Source organism: Acinetobacter sp. XH1741 (assembly GCF_041021895.1).
Lineage (GTDB): Bacteria > Pseudomonadota > Gammaproteobacteria > Pseudomonadales > Moraxellaceae > Acinetobacter.
The window spans coordinates 3,270,539-3,290,640 of the sequence record NZ_CP157428.1; the positions used below are offsets into that span (position 1 = coordinate 3,270,539).

Sequence of the window (20,102 nt, forward strand, 5' to 3'; positions counted from 1 at the left end):
GAAATTTAAGCTGAGATTAATAGTAAAGATTTGAAAAAAAAGCCGTTTATTTAAACGGCTTTATATTTTAAGGAAAAATTTCTGCCTGCATGAACAACTTGCCATATCCTGAAATTTCAATACGTTCCGAGTTGAGAATGTTGCAATACAAAACCCCGCCTCGGCCAGAAGCTTGATAAGCCACAATATTATTTTTAGCGAGTTTTTCTGCCCAGAGCGGTGCTATTGCAGTATGGATTGAACCCGTAACAGGGTCTTCCTCAATTCCGGCAACAGGTGCAAAGTAACGAGATACACAGTCATAATGCTCGTCTGCTTTTGTCGTGATTGCGACATCCATATCTTGGGTGGTAATTGCCGTTCGCTTACCTAAAGTTTTGAGCAAATTCATATCGGGTTTTTCATCTAACACATCTTGAACAGACTCATATTCAACAATATAACCTTGCTCATTTTGATAAACCGCTTTAAACGGCTTGGTTAGTGCTTGACGTAACAAAGGCGTATAATCTTCGATTTGATGCGCTTTTCGAATTGGAAAATTCATTCTAATTTTGCCATCTTCATCTTGCTGAACGATAAAAACACCTAAGTTTCGAACATGAAAATTAATGGTCTTTTTCTCGGTAAAATCTTTAAATAATACAAAAGCACTAGCAAGGGTCGCATGCCCACAAAAAGCGACTTCAACAGTTGGCGTAAACCAACGGATTTCATAGTTTTCTGAGTCTATAATTTTTACAAAGGCAGTTTCTGACAAGTTATTTTCAAGGGCAATGTTCTGCATTAAATCCTCATTAAGCCATTCTTTTTCAACAATGACAGCAGCCGGATTTCCACGAAATAATTCTTTTGTAAAAGCATCAACCTGATACATTTTCATAATAAAGCACTCTTTTGTAATAGACTCATTTTTGAAAAATTTTAAACAGAAAAACAGATACAGTTTTTTTTAAATTAACAGCACAGCGTCAATTTTTACCTATAAAAAAAACGGCTCATCCAAAGTGGCGAGCCGTTTAATATTCATTCTTAATGATGTTGGGTTAACTCAATTTCATCTTCACTGTTAAGTAAAGCTTTATCAGTCTGTCCCATAAACTGACTGGTAACCACACCCGCAGTCATTGAACCATTAACATTTAATGCAGTACGACCCATATCAATTAAAGGTTCAATTGAAATAAGCAGCGCAACCAAAGTTACAGGTAACCCCATAGCAGGCAGAACAATCAGTGCAGCGAAAGTCGCACCACCGCCTACTCCAGCCACACCAATCGAGCTTAAAGTCACAATACCCACTAAAGAAGCAATCCACATTGGGTCGAGTGTATTAATGCCCATGGTTGGAGCAACCATCACAGCCAACATGGCAGGATATAAACCCGCACAACCATTTTGACCAATGGTCGCACCAAACGACGCAGAGAAACTTGCAATAGACTCAGGCACACCCAAACGACGAGTTTGCGCCTCAATGCTTAGTGGAATACTTGCTGCACTTGAACGGCTTGTAAATGCGAAGGTTAAAACTGGCGCAACTTTCTTAAAGAATTTAAGCGGAGACACACCAGTCAGGGTCAAAATAATGGCATGCACGCCAAACATAATCGCCAAACCTAAATACGACGCAACCAAGAAACCGCCTAGGTTTAAAATGTCGGCCACATTTGAACTTGCCACAACCTTAGTCATAAGCGCAAAAACGCCATACGGTGTAAGGGTCATGACTAAACGCACAAGCTTCATTACCCAAGACTGTAAGGTCTGAATAGCAGTCAAAATACGCTGACCTTTCTCGGCGTCATCTTTCATCAAGTTGAGCGCCGCAATTCCTAAGAAGACAGCAAAAATAACCACACTAATAATTGAAGTCGGATTTGCGCCCGTTAACTCAGCAAAAGGGTTACTTGGAATAAAGGAAAGAATAAATTGCGGTACGCTTAAGTCCGTTACCTTGCCGACATAATCGGTATTAATCGCAGTCAGACGTGCTGTTTCAGCAGCCCCTTGCACCAAACCTTTGGCAGTTAAACCAAATAGGTTTGTCACAAATACACCAACCAGTGCAGCAATTAACGTTGTGAATAATAAAGTTCCGATGGTATAGACGCTGATTTTTCCTAAAGAGGAAGCTTGGTGCAACTTGGCGACCGCGCCTAAAATCGATACAAATACCAAAGGCATCACGACCATTTGTAAAAGTTTTACATAGCCGTTACCAACAATATTAAACCAGCTAATAGATTCAGCAAGAATCGGATGGCCACCGCCATAAATCAAATGTAGTCCTAAACCAAACACTACACCTAGAACTAAGCCGGCAAGAACTTTTTTAGATAAGCTCCAGTCCGTTTTACGTGTTTGGGCGAGTAAAAATATTAACCCGACAAAAACCACAATATTGATGATTAAGGGTATATTCATTCCCAAACTCCAAATTATTGCTTGTGTCATCTTTTAAGGGGGCATATTTGACCATAGCCGGCCTATATAAACTACCCTTTTCCACAATTTTCTAGCATGCAGATCATTACCGATCTGGATGAGAATATAAAATGACTTTTAAATACATATATATCACTTTTAAAACATAAGTTAAGTAGGATATTTATGTATAAAAATTAAGCACATTTCTGTATAAACTGTTGCTCAATAAAACAAATAAATTGCTTTAAATTACTGCCCCATGTCTCAGGAGGCTGAGCAACGACATAAGTGGTAAAGTGCGCAGATTCAGTATTAATTTCAAAACAGCTTAATGACACTTTATCGGCCACTTTGGTTAAGTATGATTTTGGCAATAGCGCAAAACCGACACCCAACTCTACACAACTAACAATGCCGTCCAGACTGCCCATTTCCATGATTTGCGAAGGCGGCACACTATGATCATTTAAAAACAGCTCAATCGCATGGCGATAGGAACACCCTTGTCGAAATGCAATAAATCTGGTCTTTGCAAGCGTGGCAATGTCAGGAAACTCGGTTTGCTGTTTCGGACAAACCAAAACCAATTGTTCTTGCCACACTGGAAAACTATATAACTCGGGAATCACATATTTCGAGGCAACAAAAGCACAATCAAGCTCGCCTTGCTGCACCGCGTTAATCAAATATCCCGTTGGATGAGTTTGAAGCTCAATCGGCAAATTGGGATATTGCTGCATACATTGATTAAGCAATTGAGGCAGTCGTATGGCGGCTGTGGTTTCCATACTGCCTAAACGAATGGTTTCATTTGGGTCAATATCACTGTCTTGAAAGATTTTTTTGGCTTTATTGTGCAGTGCAATCATTTGAACAGCATAGCTATGCAACTGCTGCCCTGCATTGGTTAATGTCACGGGATTATGGCGATTTAACAAAACCACCCCTAACTCTTCTTCAAGCTTTTTCACATGACTCGTGATATTCGATTGAACCGTATACATTTTTTGTGCAGCCAGTGAAAAACTTCCACTTTCTGCCACTGCTAAAAAAAACTCTAGAGACTTAAGCAACATACCACTATCTCAAAACAAGATAATTACTATCATATTAAATCATTTTTAAAGATTAGCAAACTCGCTTTTAATAATAAAAAAATTGAGTGATTTCTCATGACTACGCTTTATCGAATGAGTCTGCTTGTATTTTTAGCAACTTGCTTGGGTATTGGTGTTTTTAGATTTTCCTACACTGCCCTCATGCCGATCATGATTGTGCAGTACGGATGGACACACGACTTTGCAAGCTTCTTAGGCAGTGCAAATTTGCTGGGTTATTTGCTAGGTGCGTTGTTGGCATTGTTTAGTATTAAAGAAAAATCTATTCCCACACTCATTGTAAGTTCGGCAGTTGCAGGCAGTTTAAGCCTACTCTGCTGTGCCTTTATACACATGCCATTAGCTTGGTTCGTGTTCTGGCGCACCATTTCAGGAATTGCAGGTGGCCTACTCATGATTTTGGCACCGAGCTTTGCCATGAAAAATATTGCAATGAGTCAAAGGCTCAAAGTCAATTTCTTAGGGTTTAGCGGCATTGGTGTAGGCGTGTTATCTGCCACCATTATTATTCCCCTACTTAAAAATATGCCTGTTCAATATGTCTGGGGCATTTTTGCGGCGCTCTCTATTTTTGGCAGTTTGGTACTTTTCCAACTACTCAAACATCAACCGCAGCAGTCTGTTCAAACAGTCAGCCAAGCTCCACAAAACATCAAACATTCACGCTTAGGGTTGGTCATTATTATTGCCTATATGTGCAGTGCTTTTGCCTACATTCCACACTCTTTATTTTGGATGGATTACCTATCGGGAACCTTGCATTTTCCACTACAACAGCGAAATTTATTTTGGGTGCTGTATGGAGTCGGAAGCTGTATAGGCGCTTTTGTGGCCTACTGTTTAAGCCGCCTCACCGGATATTTACAAGCAATTAAATGGCTTTATGGCGTTTACTGCATAGCCGTTGCATTGCCGTTCTTTTCGCATGCTCTTTCTTTACTTGCCTTGTCTTCATTTCTTACAGGTTTGCTCACGCCTGCCACCGTGTTTATTAGCTCTTATAGCCTTTTGCAAATTTATGAGCAGCGTTACCAAAAACTCTGGAGCCTTGCCACGATTGGCTTTGCCAGTACCCAGCTTTTAGGTGGCGTGGTGATAAGCACCTTACATCACTTGCACTGGTCGTATGCCCACCTCTTTTTAATGGGCGGCATTGTATTGCTGTTCGCCGCCAGTCTGTTAATTCGCACCCGTCCTTCTATGCCTCATCATCTTGGAGAAACCGAAACATGAAAAATTTATTGTTCCCTTTATTTTTAATTGCATTTGTACTGGTGATACAGGCCTTAGACCAAAGCTACCAAAAGAAAATTGGCACGACCAAAACGGCAAAACACCCTGAGTTTATGCAATAAAAAAAGCCCCGTTTATTGAGGGGCTTTTTCATTTATTCAATATTTAATCATTATTATAAAGCGCAAAAACAGACAACAGATAATAATCAAACAAGCTTTCTCTATCATCCACATGATTTGGGCTTAATAACTGTGTCATGGCACCATCTATAATAAATAAAAACATATGCGCATCTTGATAAGTTACTGATTTTTTATGTTCAGATAAAGTTTGATATATCGTGTTGATAAGCCATGTTCTATATTTTTTCACAACATCATAAGCAACAGGATAAGTCGACTTAATCTCTACAATTGCCTTAAAAATCAAATGATATGAACTTTGCATATCTACATGTAAATAGAAAATTTTCTTAAGTTTATCAACCAAACTTAAACTTTCTATTTTCTCTAAAATATACTCAATTTTATCAATTAACTGGTTTTTATGTACCACCAAACATATTTCAACCAATTTTTCTTTAGATTCAAAATATTGATACAACGTCATTTTAGATACTTTTGATTCTTTAACAATAGTATCGACACCAATATTATTAAAACCATACTGACTAAACAGCAAGCTAGAAGTTTCGAGCACTTGCTTTGCTTTACCACCCATTTTCAAATTAAGCATAAATTATTATTCCAATCTTCTTATTTTAAATAATCGAGATAATTTTCTACACAGCATAGCGAGAGAATAAAAAATAAAGGCGTAAGAAACTACCCTCAAGATTATATTACCAAATATATCTCGAATATAAATACTCAATATAATTTTTAAACGTAATAATCTAAAAAATTAAAACCTATAAAAGATTAAAACTTTAAAGAAAATAATAATTTCTAATGAAATATAGGGATTTTGGTCAAGGCAACCAATAAACGAATTTTTAAGAACATGACAACCTCCAATACTCACAATTGGATTCTGCCAAAATAATAGATTATGGTGGCAGAACGAAAGAGGGTTGACGGACCAGTAACACTAAACTAGCACACCCGAGGGTGTCCCTCTCCCGTCCTACCTCTACGGGAGGGAACGAGTGGCACATCCGAGACAGATCCTCAGAAAGGATTACCTCTGATGTTAGTGTTAAACAGTCCGTCAAGACTGCCTGGCAATGTGGCCAGCATGTGAAGAATAATGATTGGTTAAACCACTGTCAATAAACTACATTTATTAATTGTAAAAAAAATTAGACCGTAAATAAATACTTAACAATCTATATGTTGGGTATTTGATCACAAATAAAGCCATCTTTACTTTGAAAAAATATATCAAAGCTTTGACTCATTAACCAATCTTGCTGACTTTGCTTTTTAAAAATTGGGGCAATTCTTTCTATATAGTAACTCATCCATTCTGTATTATTTTTAAAATATGATCTGTCCTTTAAATCGTCATATAAATCTTTTAAATTAACAGCGATAGTTTCAACAGTTGGATTAAATAACCAAATGGTTATATCCATAGGTTCAGCTTTACTTACCTGATAGTTATAATTAGCCTCAAAATTTTCAACTCGATAAAGCTGTGCCCCATTTTCGGTATAAGTCGAATACATCAGTTTAGTATGAGTCACTTGAAAATAATCTTTCCCTATTTCATATTCTCTAAAGCGTCTTGAAATTTCTAAACAGTCGGACAAATACTCAGGTGCTAGCCCTTCAATATTATTAAAAATAGAAACAGCACGACTAATCACAAAATATTCACCCACTCCTGTAATCATTCCATTTTTCCATGGAAAGATCTTAGAAATACTTTCATTAGAAAAATTTAACTCACCCTTTAGATTAATAGTGACTTTCTTATTATCAGAAGCAACGATAATGCTATCGTTCAGTTGTATTGCCAAAATAAAAGACATAATTCACTAGAACAAAATATAATTAAATAATATAATATTTCCAATTATAAATTAATTTTAAATCTTTTTAATAAAATATTAGGTAAATCATGGCTGGTGGTTCCCAAATTATTATCAATCAAAGCGGTATTACCGTTATTACCCCTTCAAAGTTTGAAGCCAAAGCTGGGCAACACCTTTTTAAGTCTGGCGCACAAGTAAAAATGCTTAACCACGCACTCCCCCAACCCATTTGTGTTGAATGCCTTATGAAAGCCGCAAAAGAAGGTGCAGGGATTGTAAGAAGATGAGTTTTAAGCAACCCAATTTAGAAGACTTAATCGCAAATCATCATGCAAATGGGCCACTGTTTTTATTGGTTGACGGCGCACAACTCGACCACGAGCAGTTATCAAGCATTGAACAGCGCTATGGCGATTGCATCTATTTATTTAAAGGCACTTATGAAGAAGAAGCCTACACCCACGGCCCGATTTTGTTTGAGCTAAATCTGCTCACCCCAGAACACATTGAAAACCACATTCAGCTCATGAAATCGAAAGATTCTATGATCTTGATTAAAAGTCAGCTTGATACCCAAAGACTGAAAAACAAATTGCTTGAAAAACTCTATATAGAGCTTGAGGACGGCGGCATCGGCATACTTCGATACTACGACTCGCGTGTATTAAACCGCCTGAACCTTATTTTTACCCCAAAGCAAAAACAACAACTGTTAGAGGGTTTTGAGTCTATTTATTTTGCGCTTAACCAAAAAAGCTATGAGCTAAAACCATGATTAAGTTAGACCCAAAGCAAATAGAAAGCTTAGAAAAAGTCCAAGACAGACAAGACCTGTGCGAAAAAATTTATAGCTATTTGGTGGAACATAAAACGTCTTTTAGCGCCTATCAGGTGAATTATGAGCAGCTAAAAACAGACATTTATACAAGCTTTGATTTGTTGGTATCGCTACTTTTGACAGACAACGAAGTCATTTGTCAGCTCATCGTATGGAATACGATTATGAGAAAAGACGTGCTGAAAGACCCCAAAATCCAAGATTTTATCTATGGCTCAAATATTCGTGGCAAAGACCTGTTATCGACATTGGAATATTACGAATTGAAAAAGGACAACTAACATGTTGGGAATCGTGTTACGCGGGCTTGCCACCGCTGGCGCAAGAGTTGCCGCCCCGACTGCGGGTGAAGTGATTGGCGTGCAAGGTGGCAGAGTCATTGCGACCGAAGCTGCAAAAGGTATGGCGACCATTATTTTAGCCAAAGAAGTCGCCAAAGACATAACCCAACAACAGCGTTGTAATAAATGCGAGCCTTATCAAAGAGGCAATAAACATCAATTAGAACGCTCGATGGGCAATGAAGTTAATACCCAATATCAGCTCAAAATCGCCAATTTATCGAGCTTCCCATTGACCTTTAAAGCTTCCCCACCCTTTATTAAACCGGGCAATAAAAAGGCGACTACCGTAATACAAGAGTGGAATGTTGCGGGTGTTTCGTTTGATGGTTTATGGCCTATGGAATGTATTTTGGTTGAAGCTAAAGGAAGGTATGCGCAGTTTTTAACAGGAAAACCTAAATTCATGAAAGATAACATCTTTAAAAAGATGATTGCAGAAGCAACTTCACAAAAAACTGTAAAAGATAGTTTAAAAACAGCTAAGTTGTCATGGTATTTCTACGAACAAGAAACCAAAAGACACTTTGACCGTATTACTTTTAATATGATCCATACAATTTATATGCCTTTATAAGAATCGGACTTCAGCATGACAGAGTTTTTTTTAAGTACCCGCCTTCCAAAAATTCTAGGCTCAACAGATAGTGAAATTACTGCACAAATTGAAAATACAGCGCAGTTTATAAACCGAATCTCAGAAATAGACCCTATTTTTAAGACTTGGTATGTCAATAATGCAACCAGTTCAAAACCACCATTAGACTATCCATTTCCTGCCGATAAAGCGAAAAACTATCTTTTTAAAAATCGAAAACTAGACATTAACGAAAGCATCCTGTTATGGAATGCTCAACTAGACAATAGTCAATATGCAAGTTTTCGGTTCGATAGAGTAGGCTTGCTAATGACATTTGAAAAAGTCCTAGAAACAGAACAAGTAATTAAGCTATTTAATGCTCTTCTTGAATGTTTTAAGTTTGAATATATCTATCTCAATACTGATTTCTTTGCAGATATAAACGTATTCCCTCATCGACGTGAAATAACTTCTATTTGTTATGTACCTGTAAAAATTGAAGATAACTATTTACCTCATCTTTATCAAAAAGTTGAAGTTGAGAATAATTTGAATCAAGGCACTATATTGGTATTTGATGAAAATTGGGCAGATGAAACAGACGAATTAAAGAAAATAGTTCAGGAAAATTCGATAGCACTCGTTGAATTAGGTGTTATTCCAGAAGCAGGATTGCCAGACGGTTTCTTTAATGAGTAATTCAAAATAGATTGTTAGCCCTCTTTGAGAGGGCTTTTTTTATCAGTATTAACATCTTCTCAAAGTGAAAATTGATTGATAGACATGTGCCACAAAATGCATAATGATCATTCTTTTGAAGGCTTAGCAGAGTACCCTACTGACAATAAATGTCACATTATGTCAATGTAGAGTGTTATTTTCTGATCTATATTCATTCAAAATTTATAATTTTAAATACTTAAAATTGAGTAAGACATGAGCAATAACAATTATATTGATGAGCTTTTAACGCTCTTGGCGATGTTCGCTTTTATCTGCGTTTCATTATTGGCATTTAAATGTCGAACCATCTTCGCACTAGATCTAGAAACATCGTATGAGGTCTCTTTAAAGATTATTATCTATGTTGCTACGGCAGCCGTACTTGGCTTTCTAACACGCGATCATATTGAGTTTACAACACAATTTTTAATTGCTGTCCCCTTCGCGTACTTTTGGTTAGAGCCAGTTCTTGACTATAAAGCCATTCAAACCATCCCAGATGTTCCGTTTTATTTGTCAGGTCATGGCCAAAGTTTGGGGCTGCTCATAGTCACTATATTCTGTTTCGCCCTGTGGGTATTTAAAGAAACAAGCTCAAATTCGCCTGAGTCTCAAAATGTCTAAATCAGGTTTTTTGGGTAATTTTATAAAGTTAAAAATGGTCAATGTACTCTATATTTTTATAATATATATTTTAAACAAATTACTTTATACCAATTAAAAACTTTAAAAATGTTTAATGTATCAAACCCAGCAAATGCCGTTGTAGTGAGCATTATTACTATTATTTCTACAGTTAGCCTTCTTATATGGAAGTTTAATTTTTATCTTGGCATAGATATTTATACCAGTGGAGAGGTGCTTTTCAAAACGTTGCTATATGCGGCCACAATAGGGCTTTTTAGCTACTATTTCCGCTATACCATTAAAATTAGTAATACAGTGATTTTATCATTACCACTTTTTTTCTTTTGTATTCGCCCTATTCTGAACTACAAAATGACGCATACGCTTGGTAGCATTCCACTGTATGCGACTTATCATGGTCAGGGCAGCATATTGCTAAGTTTAACGGTGCTGGCCTGTACGCTATGGGCTTATACTGCTCACTCTTAGCTTAAATTTTTTATATTTAATCATGTTAATTTTTATTCATTTCAACATGATAAAAATCTGTAAATAGCGCCTAAAAAGAATTAAAAAAAGCCCTCAGTTGAGGGCTTTTTTTATGAAAGATTAATCTTCCATATGTTGAATAATGGCATCACCAAATTCCGAACAGCGCAACAAGGTTGCACCCGGCATTAAACGCTCAAAATCGTAAGTCACCGTTTTAGCTGAAATCGCTCCTGAAATACCTTTAATAATCAGGTCAGCTGCTTCCGTCCATCCCATATCGCGAAGCATCATTTCAGCAGATAGAATGATTGAACCCGGGTTTACTTTATCTTGTCCGGCATATTTAGGTGCTGTGCCATGCGTTGCTTCATAAACAGCAATTGCTCCACCAATATTTGCACCCGGTGCAATACCAATTCCGCCGACTTCTGCTGCCAATGCATCAGAAATATAATCACCGTTTAAATTAAGCGTTGCAATCACTGAATAATCAGCAGGACGCATCAAAATTTGCTGTAAGAAGGCATCTGCAATTACATCTTTAATAACGATGTCTTTACCAGTTCTAGGATTTTTAATTTTGACCCACGGCCCACCATCAATTAGTTCTCCACCGAAACGATCTAGAGCCAATTCATACCCCCACTCTTTAAAGGCGCCTTCGGTATATTTCATAATATTTCCCTTATGAACAAGGGTTACCGATGGTTTGTCATTATCTATTGCAAACTGAATAGCCTTACGTACTAAACGCTGCGAGCCTTCTTTAGAAACAGGCTTAATCCCAATACCGCATCCTTCTGGAAAACGAATTTTGGTGACGCCCATTTCTTCTTGAAGGAACCTAATCACTTTTTTGGCTTCTTCAGAATCGGCTTTCCACTCAATACCAGCATAAATGTCTTCTGAGTTTTCACGGAAAATAACCATGTCGGTTAATTCAGGGTGCTGAACTGGTGAAGGAACACCTTTAAACCAACGCACAGGGCGTACACACACGTACAAGTCTAATTCTTGGCGCAAAGCCACATTCAATGAACGAATGCCACCGCCGACTGGAGTCGTTAATGGGCCTTTAATTGAAACCACAAACTCGCGAAGCGCTTCAAAGGTTTCTTCGGGCATGTAAGTGCCATAAATTTTATTGGCTTTTTCACCGCAGTACACTTCCATCCATTCGATAGAACGTTTGCCGCCATAAGCTTTTAAAATAGCCGCATCGACAACTGTTTTCATGGTGGGCGTAATATCTACACCAATACCATCGCCTTCAATGAACGGAATAATTGGATGATTTGGTACGTTTAGTGACAGGTCTGCTTTTACTTTAATTTTATCGCCATCGGCAGGCACCACAATCTTCTGATAACCCATTGTGTCGATTCTCCCTTTTATAATATTTAACTAACCAAACAAAAATAATTATCGATAAACAATACTTTCAACTTTTATTAACGCATAATAGCTTAATCGAATTTAATCCTTTTTGAGATTTATGTGGGAAATAAGCAAATTTCACACTTAAATATAGCTCAATGTTTTACTGCTTATTTGAAAGAAGAAGTCATTTTTTATGAAAATCGTCATTCTCAACAAACCATATGACGTTCTCTCCCAGTTTCGTAAAGACGAAGCGCACATGACGGTCTCTGACTTTATAGATGACCCGACTTTGCGTATAGCAGGTCGTCTTGATATGGACTCTGAGGGTTTAGTTTTCTTAACTGATCATGGTGGTTTGAATCAGTACATTACCAATCCAGCGAATAAAAAATACAAAACGTATTTAGTTCAAGTTGATGGTGATGTTACTGAAGAAGCTTTAGAAAAATTACGTAAAGGCATCGAACTGAACGATGGTATGACTTTACCAGCTAAAGCGATTAAGGTAAGTGAACCTGAATGGGTATGGGACCGTGATCCTCCTGTACGTTACCGTGCCAACATTCCAACGTCTTGGATTGAGATCTCTATTTGTGAAGGTCGTAACCGCCAAGTTCGCCGCATGACCTCTGCGGTAGGTTTCCCGACTTTACGTCTCATTCGTACTAAAATCGGCTCAATTGATTTAGTTCAATTAGGGTTACAGCCGGGTGAAACTAAAGAAATCGAACCTCTACTCTACCCTGACTTTAAAGATGTTCCGGCTGAAGAACCTTATCGTTCACGTTCTTATGTGAAAAAGCCAGGTGGTACAGGCGGTAAACCAATGGTTCGTAAAAATAAAGATGGTTCTGCGAAAAAGTCGGGTACAAAGCGTATCTGGCAAATGGATGAAAGTGAAAAGCCACGTCGTAAGACTAACGGTACAACTCGTCCAAATACCAAAGCTCCACGTGGTCGTGGCCGCAATAGTCGATAAGATTTAAACTTTAAAAAAGCTCACATCAGTGGGCTTTTTTATTGGACTTTATAAAATAAAAAAGCCGGTGCATAGGCACCGGCTTTAAGCTATTTACTGACGAATCAGTAATTAAGCTTGAACAGTTGAAAGCGCTGCATTAAATGTCGCACTTGGGCGCATTACTGCATTTACTTTCACTGGATCAATTGCGTAGTAACCACCGATGTCGGCTGCTTTGCCTTGTACTTGAGCAAGCTCAGCAACGATCTTTTGTTCGTTTTCAGCTAATGCTTTTGCAAGTGGAGCAAATTTAGCTTTCAACTCAGCATCTTCGTTTTGAGCAGCAAGTGCTTCAGCCCAGTAAAGAGATAAGTAGAAATGGCTACCACGGTTGTCAATCTCACCTGTACGGCGTGATGGTGACTTGCCATTATCAAGTAACTTATCTGTTGCTTCATCAAGCGTCTTCGCAAGCAACTTAGCACGAGCATTATTTTCTTTAATGCCCATTTCTTCTAAAGAAGCTGCAAGTGCAAGGAACTCACCGAGCGAATCCCAACGTAAGTGGTTTTCTTCAACAAGTTGTTGTACGTGTTTAGGTGCTGAACCGCCCGCACCAGTTTCGTACATACCACCACCCGCCATAAGCGGAACGATAGACAACATTTTCGCAGAAGTACCAAGTTCCATAATTGGGAACAAGTCAGTTAAGTAGTCGCGTAAGATGTTACCAGTTACAGAAATTGTATCTAGGCCACGAACTACACGCTCAAGTGTGTAACGCATTGCACGTACTTGAGACATGATTTGGATATCAAGACCAGTCGTGTCATGATCTTTTAAGTACTTCTGTACTTTCTTGATCAATTCATTTTCGTGTGGACGGTATGGGTCAAGCCAGAAGATCGCAGGCATGCCTGAGTTACGTGCACGAGTTACTGCAAGTTTTACCCAGTCACGAATCGGAGCGTCTTTCACCTGACACATACGCCAGATATCGCCTTCTTCAACATTTTGAGTCAATAACACTTCGCCAGTGTCAAGGTCAGTAATGTTTGCAATACCAGCTTCTGGAATCTCAAAAGTTTTGTCGTGAGAACCGTATTCTTCAGCTTTTTGAGCCATCAAACCAACGTTTGGTACTGTACCCATAGTCTTCGGATCGAAGTTACCATGCCATTTACAGAAATTGATCATTTCTTGGTAAATACGGGCAAATGTTGATTCAGGCATTACTGCTTTAGCATCGTATTGCTTACCATCAGCACCCCACATTTTACCACCAGCACGGATCATTGCAGGCATAGAAGCATCTACGATGATGTCGTTAGGTGAATGGAAGTTAGTGATGCCTTTTGCAGAGTCAACCATTGCAAGTGCAGGACGGTGTTCTTGGCAAGCGTGTAAGTCTTCGATGATTTCTTCACGTAATGAAGTAGGAAGAGTTTCGATTTTCTCGTATAACCCAGCCATACCGTTGTTTACGTTAATACCAAGTTCGTCGAATAACTTACCGTGTTTTTCAAAAGCGTCTTTGTAGTAGATTTTCACACAGTGACCGAAAACGATCGGGTGTGAAACTTTCATCATTGTCGCTTTTACGTGTAAAGAGAACAAAATTCCTGCTTCTTTACAATCATCAAGTTCTTTTTCATAGAAATCACAAAGTGCTTTCTTGCTCATGAACATTGAGTCAATGATTTCGCCTTCTTGAAGCGCAACTTTTGGCTTAAGAACAATGCTCTTGCCACTGTTCGTGATAAGTTCCATTTTTACATTGCGTGCGCGGTCAAGCGTCATTGACTTTTCACCGTGGTAGAAGTCGCCTTCTTCCATGTGTGAAACGTGAGTTTGTGACCACTGTTTCCACTCGCTCATTGAGTGAGGGTGTTTTTTAGCGTAATTTTTAACGGCAGCAGGAGCACGGCGGTCAGAGTTACCCTCACGAAGAACTGGGTTTACTGCTGAACCTAGGCATTTGCCATAACGAGCTTTAATTGCTTTTTCTTCTTCATTCGCCGGGTTTTCCGGATAATCAGGAACTGCAAAACCTTTAGATTGAAGTTCTTTAATACATGCTGTCAATTGCGCAACAGAGGCACTAATATTCGGGAGTTTGATAATGTTAGTATCTGGATCTTGTGTAAGACGACCTAGCTCAGCAAGGTTGTCGGATACCTTTTGCTCTTCACTTAGGTAGTCAGCGAATTCTGCGAGCACACGTGCAGCTACAGAGATGTCACTTTTAACAATCTCGATACCTGCTGGCTTAGTAAAGGTCTCAATGATCGGCAGTAGCGAATAAGTCGCCAATAATGGCGCCTCGTCAGTCAGTGTGTAAATGATAGTTGACTTTTCACCAGCCATATATAGCCCCTTCCGTTGAATTGAGTTTTGAGGACCGAGCTTTTGGCCCAGTGCCTACGAACCGATATGCTTAAATAAAACCCTGAGAGTATCGGCTCTCATTGGCTTTCAGTCAACGAAATATCCAGTGATAACGACATTTCGCAGCGAAATAATACATAATTTAAATCTATTGATAATAATCTTATACCCAACTTATGGTAATACATGTACGTTTACCAACTTTTTAGGTATAGGACATTGTTAAATTACATGAGATATCTTTCAGAGTTCTGACAAATATTATACTTTTCATTCAAAATAAACTCAAAGATAAAGCCCATCTCAATTTTTAAAATTCACTAAAAAGTAAAAAACCGATGTACGAAACATCGGTTTTTTATGAATTAATTAACGGTTATTCAGGCTTTTAACCATTTGTCGGCTTTATTTTGATCTTCAATCACAAGCTCAACTTCAGTTAAGTTGATGCTGTCACTTGTAACCTCAAACGACAACAACTCATCACGGCGGAACGCCAAGACTGAGTAAGTGCCCTTTTGTTTGGCATATTTTTCAATCAATTTAGTGGATGCTTTTAATCCATCAATTGCAATAATGACATCATTGGCAGAAATACCAGCTTTTGCCCCCGCTCCTTCACGGTGAGCATGTTGTACCAACACACCTTCAGGTTTATCAGTTAGTTTTAAGCCATAAGCCAAAGTCTTGTCATTTTTGAACGTATAACTTAAACCAAACTCAGGAAGTAACTGGTCAAGTGGTAGCTCTTCAGTGGTATTAATCAAATGATTGATTTGCTCAACCCAGCTATCGCCAGTTAACTCTTCACACAAATCAAAAACGGTACGCTCATTAACCTGAATACCGTTTTGCGTGTTTTCATATAATCTACGCATTAAGGCATCAAGACTCGAACCACGTAAACGTAAGCCTAAATCTAAACATAAGGCAACCAGTGCACCTTTGTTGTAATAGCTTGTACCGGCATTATTGGTGTTTTCATCTGGACGATAAAACTTAATCCATGCATCAAAACTTGACTCTGCGACTGTCTGAACAAAACGGCCCGGATTTTGTAAATAACGATCAATCTGTGATTTCAATAAATCTAAATAAGACTTTTGAGAGATCACACCGCTACGTAATAAAATCAAGTCATCATAATATGAAGTAAAACCTTCAAAAATCCAAAGTAGCGAGGTGTAACCCTCTGTATGCAAATTATAATTTGCAAAATTTTCCGGACGGATAAACTTCACCAACCACGAATGAAAATATTCATGGCTACATAATCCTAAGAAACGTTGATAGTCTTTCGAAGGTTCAGTAGGTTCATTCGATTTCGGTAAATCATCACGTGGTGTAATCAGACTCGTGCTGTTGCAATGCTCTAGCCCACCATAACTACTTCCTGTTGCCATCGTCATAAAGGTATAGTTTTTAAATGGCGCTGAACCAAACATCTCAATTTCGGCTGCACAAATTTTTTCAATGTCTGCTTTTAAACGATCAATGTTGGTCGAGTGCGTACCCGAAATTGCAAATTCATGGGCAATTCCATGCGCTTCAAAGCTAAAACGTGTTTGATCAGCCAGTTCAAATGGACTATCAATGAGTTGATCATAATGATCGGCTTTTAACGTAAAACGTCCTTTGACTAAGCTTTTTGAAGCTAAACCAGTTGCTAATTGGAAGTGTTTTAATTCATCAGGCAAAAAGATTTCTAATTCACAAGCTGACTGTTCTTGGCCTTCTAAACCTAAACATACACAAGCAGGGTTAATATAGAGACGTGTTTGGTCTACATAAGCACCGCGTACCGACAAGTCATATGCATAAACATCGTATTCGACAGTAATTAACTCATGATCCGTGTTAAATAAACGCCAGCGATTTTTTTCAGTCTTTTTAATATTGAGCATACGTCCAGCTTCATCATAGGCTTTTACTGCCTCGATGTGCTTGGCAAACTCACGAATTAAATAGCTGCCAGGAATCCACGTTGGTAACCATAGTTCCTGATTTGGATTCGCTAAAAAGCGAACTGTGACGTGAACAAGGTGCTGTTTGTAATCATCGAACTCAATTTGATAATGCAACATAAATTCTTCAATTTAAAAATAAGAACGGTTTCACATTAGATTATCACTTTTTTGTATCCGCTTGCGTAGATGTATTTTTTGGCAACAATTCACACTAGCCTTCTACAAAAAAAAGGCATAGCATGCTGGGCATCTGTGTTCCGTATTTGCCAGTAAACGTCAAGGTCACCTAGTGAAATTCTTCCTATCTCTTTTTACGCTGTTTAGTATTTTCTGTACTACTGTTACCAATGCTGCTCTTCTTAATATTGCACCTGAAAGTGTTGAAGCCGCCGCATGGACTATTGTAGATACTCAATCTGGTCAAATCATTGCTGAGCATAATAGTCATGCACAACGTGCGCCGGCATCTTTAACCAAAATGATGGTGGCCTATATTGCATTAAAAGAGATTAAGGCTGGAAAATTAAAGCTAGATCAAGTGATTACTGCGACCCCTGTTGTAAGCGTAGTGCAGTGGGATGAATCACAAATGTACCTTAAAGCTGGTGAACAAATTTCAGTTGATCAGTTACTGGCAGGTTTAATTGTAATGTCTGCAAATGATGCAGCAGTCACTTTAGCCGAAAAAATTTCTGGTGATGTGCCTCATTTCGTACAACGTATGAACCAAGAAGCACAAGCTTTAGGCATGAAGGAAACACATTTTAGTAATCCTGCCGGAATTACAATGCCGGATCACTACACAACAGCTCATGATTTAAGCTTATTAAGTGAAGCTGTCATTCAGCAAACTCCAGAATATTTACATTATTCGAAAATGCCAAGCTTTAGCTACAACCAACGTTTTCACCATGCAACCAACTTTGCTTTGAAATACGATCCTTCTGTAGATGGCTTAAAAACTGGTTACACTAAAGCTGCGGGTTATAACTTGGCTTTAACTGCTTCGCGCCCTTCATTTTCTCCAAACTTACCGCAAAGACGTTTGCTAGTGATCGTTTTAGGTACAACAAGTGCTGTAAAACGTGCCGAAATTGCAGATAAGTTAATGAATCTTGCGTATGCATATACACGTGATGAAGTGGTGATTCCTGAGCAAAAACTTATTGCTGAATTACCTGTTATTAAATCAACTTTAAAAATGTTTAAGGTCGAGACCAAACAACCGACAATCGTCACAACGTCTTTATATGCTGAGCCAACACCTATCGATTTAAATACATTTGATTATGCTACACAGCGTATTCAAGTTCTTGATAGTAATAAACAACCTAAAGTTATTGTGCCGCTTGAATCAACTCAAACACGTGTAAATATCGCGTTAAATGAGCAAAAGTTAACAGCGCCTTTAATGAAAGCGATGAACTTGGCCACTGTTTCGATTTATCAAAACAACCAGCTCATTCGCAGCCTTCAAATTGAAAATGATGTGCATATTGAAGAAGCTAATTTTTTCCAAAAAATGATGATGTGGTTCTCTAATCTTTTCTCTATTTTTTCATCAAATAATCATAGTACTGCGAAACTCTACCCGCTAGATTCGCACTAAAAACATCAAATTGTGCACAGACGCACAATAAATTTTATAAATAAAAGATGGCATAATTTAGCCATCTTTTTTTATAGAAAAATAATTAGGTGATAAAAATGGCCCAAAATTTACATCATATTGTAATTGTTGGTGGTGGCGCTGGTGGTTTAGAACTAGCCACACAACTCGGTGAAACTTTTGGGAAAAGTGGTAAAGCAAAAATTACATTAGTCGACCAAAATTTGACTCATATTTGGAAACCCCTCCTCCACGAAATTGCCGCAGGTTCTTTAAACCCTCACGAAGAACAAACCAATTATTTTGCTCATGCAGAAAAACATCATTACGAGTTTGTACTAGGGACACTCGTTGCAGTAAATAAAGATCAAAAAATAATTGATTTAATTCCCCCTCAAGTGTCTAAAGAACAAAATAATCATGTTCAACAACTCAGTTATGACACACTTATTTTAGCGCTTGGTTCTGTGTCAAATGACTTTAATACACAAGGGGTTCGTGAAAACTGTCATTTCCTCGATAGCCGAAAACAAGCTGACGTATTTCAGCAAGATCTTTTGCATTTATACATTGAGGCGCAGAATCAACCAAATCAACGTACTTTAAATATCGGAATTGTTGGTGCAGGTGCAACTGGAGTCGAACTTGCTGCCGAACTCATTGAAACCACTAAAAACTTCTATCGCTATGGTTTAAAAAAGATCCATCCGGATCAAGTCAAAATCACACTCATTGAAGCATCTGAGCGTATTTTGCCAGCACTTAGCGAAAAAACTGCTGAACACAGTGCTGGGCAACTCAAAAAAATGGGCGTTGAAATTTTAACTAAACACCGTGTTGAAAAAATTGATCAGCACTGTATCTATTTCAGTAACGGCAATCAGCTCAAAAGTGATATTACGGTATGGGCAGCTGGGGTAAAAGCGCCAAAAGTTCTTGAAAGTTTCACCGATTTTAAACGTGACAGTATTAATCGTTTAATGGTTTATGCCACTTTACAGACCTATTCTGATCCTAATGTATTTGCATTTGGTGATTGTGCGCATTGCCAACTAGATGCAAGAAACCCTCCACTTGGGCCACGTGCTCAGGTTGCCAGTCAGCAAGCAAGCTTTTTAGTTGAGGCTATGGCTGCTCGTTTAAATGATAGACCACAGCCGATGTTTACTTTTAACGACAAAGGCTCACTCGTGTCTTTAAGTCGTAATAAAGCCGTTGGAGAATTGCTGGGTGATGTAAGCGTACAAGGATATATTGCTAAAACCATGTATGTATCTTTATACCGTTTACATCAAGCAACAATTCACGGATACACTCAAGCTGGACTACTCACAGTGAAAGATTTACTTACAAGACGTGTACGTCCAAAAATTAAGCTGTATTGAGTTGAATTTTTTAAGTTCATCCCTATTTACATAAAAACGCATTAGA

At 38.3% G+C, this 20,102-nt stretch carries 20 protein-coding genes; 12 read left to right on the top strand and 8 right to left on the bottom strand.

Features of this window, described 5'->3' with window-relative positions:
• Positions 1–67 precede the first annotated feature (67 nt).
• From ABLB96_RS15780 to ABLB96_RS15790, 3 genes are all read right to left on the bottom strand, one after another.
• Complete coding sequence (locus tag ABLB96_RS15780) at positions 68–883, bottom strand: PhzF family phenazine biosynthesis protein (RefSeq protein ID WP_348895399.1); 816 nt, start codon at positions 881–883, stop codon at positions 68–70.
• A 149-nt stretch (positions 884–1,032) separates the two neighbouring features.
• A complete protein-coding gene (locus tag ABLB96_RS15785) occupies positions 1,033–2,427 on the bottom strand; it encodes an L-cystine transporter (RefSeq protein ID WP_348895400.1) in 1,395 nt (464 codons plus the stop codon).
• Between the two features lie 197 nt (positions 2,428–2,624).
• Positions 2,625–3,506: a LysR family transcriptional regulator gene (locus ABLB96_RS15790; protein ID WP_348895401.1), complete on the bottom strand. Its 882-nt coding sequence runs from the start codon at positions 3,504–3,506 to the stop codon at positions 2,625–2,627.
• A gap of 96 nt (positions 3,507–3,602) precedes the next feature.
• Here ABLB96_RS15790 and ABLB96_RS15795 point away from each other — a divergent pair, with 96 nt between their 5' ends.
• Together ABLB96_RS15795 and ABLB96_RS15800 are read left to right on the top strand one after the other, a co-directional pair.
• The gene (locus ABLB96_RS15795; RefSeq protein ID WP_348895402.1) at positions 3,603–4,781 is read left to right on the top strand and encodes a YbfB/YjiJ family MFS transporter; all 1,179 of its coding nucleotides are present in this window, start codon (positions 3,603–3,605) and stop codon (positions 4,779–4,781) included.
• Positions 4,778–4,903 (top strand): hypothetical protein, encoded by a 126-nt coding sequence (locus ABLB96_RS15800; protein WP_348895403.1) that lies wholly within the window; start codon positions 4,778–4,780, stop codon positions 4,901–4,903. Before ABLB96_RS15795 ends, ABLB96_RS15800 begins: the two co-directional genes overlap by 4 nt.
• A gap of 43 nt (positions 4,904–4,946) precedes the next feature.
• On the opposite strand, the gene ABLB96_RS15805 is transcribed toward ABLB96_RS15800, so the two are convergent.
• Together ABLB96_RS15805 and ABLB96_RS15810 are read right to left on the bottom strand one after the other, a co-directional pair.
• Positions 4,947–5,519: a TetR/AcrR family transcriptional regulator gene (locus tag ABLB96_RS15805; protein ID WP_348895404.1), complete on the bottom strand. Its 573-nt coding sequence runs from the start codon at positions 5,517–5,519 to the stop codon at positions 4,947–4,949.
• A gap of 592 nt (positions 5,520–6,111) precedes the next feature.
• Positions 6,112–6,759, bottom strand: coding sequence for a hypothetical protein (locus ABLB96_RS15810; protein ID WP_348895405.1), 648 nt, complete (start codon positions 6,757–6,759; stop codon positions 6,112–6,114).
• 89 nt (positions 6,760–6,848) lie between these two features.
• Here ABLB96_RS15810 and ABLB96_RS15815 point away from each other — a divergent pair, with 89 nt between their 5' ends.
• The 7 genes from ABLB96_RS15815 to ABLB96_RS15845 all read left to right on the top strand — a co-directional run bounded on the left by ABLB96_RS15815 (position 6,849) and on the right by ABLB96_RS15845 (position 10,360).
• Positions 6,849–7,049, top strand: a complete 201-nt coding sequence (locus tag ABLB96_RS15815; protein WP_348895504.1) for a hypothetical protein — start codon at positions 6,849–6,851, stop codon at positions 7,047–7,049.
• Positions 7,046–7,537, top strand: a complete 492-nt coding sequence (locus ABLB96_RS15820) for a DUF4123 domain-containing protein (protein WP_348895406.1) — start codon at positions 7,046–7,048, stop codon at positions 7,535–7,537. The genes ABLB96_RS15815 and ABLB96_RS15820 overlap by 4 nt, the downstream gene beginning before the upstream one ends.
• Positions 7,534–7,881 carry a hypothetical protein gene (locus ABLB96_RS15825; protein ID WP_348895407.1) on the top strand — a complete coding sequence of 116 codons (348 nt, stop codon included), beginning with the start codon at positions 7,534–7,536 and terminating at the stop codon, positions 7,879–7,881. The genes ABLB96_RS15820 and ABLB96_RS15825 overlap by 4 nt, the downstream gene beginning before the upstream one ends.
• 1 nt (position 7,882) lies before the next feature.
• Positions 7,883–8,518 (top strand): Tox-REase-5 domain-containing protein, encoded by a 636-nt coding sequence (locus ABLB96_RS15830; protein WP_348895408.1) that lies wholly within the window; start codon positions 7,883–7,885, stop codon positions 8,516–8,518.
• Positions 8,519–8,533: 15 nt separating this feature from the next.
• Entirely contained in the window at positions 8,534–9,220 is a 687-nt protein-coding gene (locus tag ABLB96_RS15835; protein WP_348895409.1) for a hypothetical protein, read from the top strand.
• Positions 9,221–9,457: 237 nt separating this feature from the next.
• Positions 9,458–9,868 (top strand): hypothetical protein, encoded by a 411-nt coding sequence (locus ABLB96_RS15840; protein ID WP_348895410.1) that lies wholly within the window; start codon positions 9,458–9,460, stop codon positions 9,866–9,868.
• Between the two features lie 108 nt (positions 9,869–9,976).
• Positions 9,977–10,360, top strand: a complete 384-nt coding sequence (locus tag ABLB96_RS15845; protein WP_348895411.1) for a hypothetical protein — start codon at positions 9,977–9,979, stop codon at positions 10,358–10,360.
• Positions 10,361–10,480: 120 nt separating this feature from the next.
• On the opposite strand, the gene icd is transcribed toward ABLB96_RS15845, so the two are convergent.
• Positions 10,481–11,737 carry an NADP-dependent isocitrate dehydrogenase gene (gene icd / locus ABLB96_RS15850; protein ID WP_348895412.1) on the bottom strand — a complete coding sequence of 419 codons (1,257 nt, stop codon included), beginning with the start codon at positions 11,735–11,737 and terminating at the stop codon, positions 10,481–10,483.
• A 199-nt stretch (positions 11,738–11,936) separates the two neighbouring features.
• Between icd and ABLB96_RS15855 the strand changes: the two genes are divergently transcribed.
• A complete protein-coding gene (locus ABLB96_RS15855) occupies positions 11,937–12,725 on the top strand; it encodes an rRNA large subunit pseudouridine synthase E (RefSeq protein ID WP_348895413.1) in 789 nt (262 codons plus the stop codon).
• Positions 12,726–12,836: 111 nt separating this feature from the next.
• Here ABLB96_RS15855 and ABLB96_RS15860 read toward each other — a convergent pair whose 3' ends face one another.
• Together ABLB96_RS15860 and ABLB96_RS15865 are read right to left on the bottom strand one after the other, a co-directional pair.
• On the bottom strand, positions 12,837–15,074 hold the full coding sequence (locus ABLB96_RS15860) for an NADP-dependent isocitrate dehydrogenase (RefSeq protein ID WP_348895414.1): 2,238 nt from the start codon (positions 15,072–15,074) through the stop codon (positions 12,837–12,839).
• Between the two features lie 401 nt (positions 15,075–15,475).
• The gene (locus ABLB96_RS15865; RefSeq protein ID WP_348895415.1) at positions 15,476–17,179 is read right to left on the bottom strand and encodes a M61 family peptidase; all 1,704 of its coding nucleotides are present in this window, start codon (positions 17,177–17,179) and stop codon (positions 15,476–15,478) included.
• Between the two features lie 172 nt (positions 17,180–17,351).
• Between ABLB96_RS15865 and ABLB96_RS15870 the strand changes: the two genes are divergently transcribed.
• Positions 17,352–18,671 (top strand): D-alanyl-D-alanine carboxypeptidase PBP6B, encoded by a 1,320-nt coding sequence (locus ABLB96_RS15870; protein WP_348895416.1) that lies wholly within the window; start codon positions 17,352–17,354, stop codon positions 18,669–18,671.
• A gap of 98 nt (positions 18,672–18,769) precedes the next feature.
• Positions 18,770–20,056, top strand: coding sequence for an NAD(P)/FAD-dependent oxidoreductase (locus ABLB96_RS15875; protein ID WP_348895417.1), 1,287 nt, complete (start codon positions 18,770–18,772; stop codon positions 20,054–20,056).
• The last annotated feature ends 46 nt before the right edge of the window (positions 20,057–20,102 follow it).